2 pseudogenes are annotated in these 2,697 nt (G+C 67.0%); one reads left to right on the forward strand and one right to left on the reverse strand.

The window, feature by feature from the left end:
- Positions 1-2,023: pseudogene (locus JCM9942_RS13620) on the forward strand (S46 family peptidase); the annotation flags it as partial.
- Positions 2,024-2,342: 319 nt separating this feature from the next.
- Here JCM9942_RS13620 and JCM9942_RS13625 read toward each other — a convergent pair.
- Positions 2,343-2,697 (reverse strand): annotated as a pseudogene (locus JCM9942_RS13625) (type II toxin-antitoxin system RelE/ParE family toxin); the annotation flags it as partial.

The raw sequence follows: 2,697 nt of genomic DNA on the forward strand, positions 1-2,697 counted from the left end.
CCCGCAGCAGCTGGCCAACCTGACCGGCGACCCGATGGGCGCGGTCGTGGCCCTGGGCGGCTGCACCGCCAGCTTCGTCTCGCCGCAGGGCCTGGTGGTCACCAACACCACTGCGCCTACGGTGCGATCCAGCTCAACTCCACCGCCGAGAAGAACCTGATCAAGGACGCTTCAATGCGCCGACCACCAAGGACGAACTCAGCGCCGGCCCGAACGCGCGCATCTACGTGCTGGACGACATCACCGATGTGACCGCGCAGGCCAAGGCCGCCATCGCCGGCGCCGGTGCCGACCCGCTCAAGCGCACCCAGGCGCTGGAAGCGTTCGAGAAGAAGCTCATCGCCGAGTGTGAAACCGACGAGGCCTACGCCTGCACGCTGTACAGCTTCTCCGGCGGCAACACCTACCGTCTGTTCAAGAACATGGAAATCCGCGACGTGCGCCTGGCCTATGCGCCGCCGGGCAGCGTCGGCAAGTTCGGTGGCGACATCGACAACTGGATGTGGCCGCGCCACACCGGCGATTTCGCGTTCTACCGTGCCTACGTCGGCAAGGACGGCAAGCCGGCCGCCTTCGCCGCCGACAACGTGCCCTACCAGCCCAAGCACTGGCTGAAGCTGGCCAACCAGCCGCTGGGCGAGGGTGACTTCGTGATGGTGGCCGGTTACCCGGGCCGCACCGACCGCTATGCGCTGGTCAGCGAGTTCGAGAACACCGCCAACTGGACCTACCCGGCCATCGCCAAGGCCTACAAGGACCAGATCGCGCTGGTGGAAGCGGCCAGCAAGGACAACCCGGACATCGCGGTGAAGTACGCCGCGAACATGGCCAGCTGGAACAACACCAGCAAGAACTACGACGGCCAGCTGGACGGCTTCAAGCGCAACAACGTGCTGGCCCACAAGCAGAAGGAAGAAGCGGCGGTGCTGGAATGGCTGCGTGGCCAGGGCGCGGCCGGCAAGCCGGCGCTGGACGCCTATGCGCAGCTGCAGGTGCTGGGCCAGCAGGCCCGCGCCACCCAGGCCCGCGACATGGATCTGGCATGCTCAACCGCACCGGTACGCTGGGCACCGCCGTGCGCCTGTACCGTCTGGCCATCGAGAGGACCAAGCCCGACGCCGAGCGCCAGGAGGGTTACCAGGAGCGTGACCTGCCGGCCATCGAGGGCGGCCTGAAGCAGATGGATCGCCGCTACGTGCCGGCCATGGACCGCCAGTTCCAGCAGTACTGGCTCAACGAGTACGTGCAGCTGCCGGCCGCGCAGCGCCTGCCGGCGTTCGACACCTGGATCGGTGGCAGCGATGCCAAGGCCGTGGCGGCGACGGTGTCGCGTCTGGACGGTTCCAAGCTGGGCAACCTGGATGAGCGCCTGAAGTGGCTCAAGGCCGACAAGGCCGCGTTCGAAGCCAGCACCGATCCGGCCATCCAGTACGCGGTGGCGGTGATGCCGGCGCTGCTGGAGCTGGAGCACCAGCGCAAGCTGCGCATCGGCGAGGAGCTGGTGGCGCGTCCGCTGTTCCTGCAGGCCATCGCCGACTACAAGAAGAGCCAGGGCGGCTTCGTCTATCCGGACGCCAACCTGTCGCTGCGCATCACCTTCGGCAACGTGAAGGGCTACACCGGTCTGGATGGCAAGCCGCAGCCGGCCTTCACCGATCTGGAAGGCATCGTCGCCAAGGAAACCGGCGCCGATCCGTTCGATTCGCCCAAGGCGCTGCTCGATGCGGTCAAGGCCAAGCGCTACGGTGGCTTCGAGGACAAGCGCATCGGCAGCGTGCCGGTGAACTTCCTGTCGGATCTGGACATCACCGGCGGCAACTCCGGTTCGCCGGTGCTGGACGCGCATGGCCGTCTGGTCGGCCTGGCGTTTGACGGCATCTGGGAATCGGTCGCCAGCAACTGGGTGTTCGACCCGGTGATGACCCGCATGATCTCGGTGGACGAGCGCTACATGCGCTGGATCATGCAGGAAGTGGCGCCGGCGCCGCAGCTGCTGAAGGAAATGGACGCCGCCTCCAAGTAAGCGGTCGCATCGTGTGAATGAAAAGCCCCGGGCGGGAAACGGCCCGGGGTTTTTTTGTGCCCGGGACGGTCACGGCTTTTTTGACAGCGACCTCCGTTGCGAAGCCGAGGAAGTTGCCGTTGGCCGAAGCCGCTGCACTTGCGGACCTTGCTGCTGTGTTGTGGCGTCGATGGATTCGCGAGCGGCGTCGTTCCTGCCAAAGCTGCAGCTCGGGCAAGCCACGCGCCCCCGGGGAGGTTTGCGTGCCCCCGGCGACGATCGCCCGTCTTCCGGGTGCGCTGCGCTTGCCCGGGCTACGCTGCCCGATTCTGCACCGCGCTCAGCGGTACGGGCCGGGGCCGCGCCACAGCAGCTCGCCGTAGCGGTAGACGAACATCACGATGACAAACTGGCGGGCATCGCCGATGGCCTGCAGTTCGGGCGCGTCCGCCGCCAGCATGCGGCATTTGCTGGAGCCGCGGCGCAGGGCCACTTCGGCCGGACAGACCATCAGCCAGGTGGTGCCCGGCAGCGGGATCGACAGTTCCTTCTGGCCATCGACCTCCTTGGCCCCGTCCATCCACGCACGCAGCTTTTCCTCGCTGATCAGGTCATAGACGATCTGGTAGCCGCCCACTTCCATGGCCGGCGCGCCCGCGCTGCGGTCGATGCGGCGGCCGCTGTCATTGCCCGGG

Source organism: Stenotrophomonas pictorum JCM 9942 (genome assembly GCF_001310775.1).
GTDB classification, from domain to species: Bacteria; Pseudomonadota; Gammaproteobacteria; order Xanthomonadales; family Xanthomonadaceae; genus Stenotrophomonas; species Stenotrophomonas pictorum.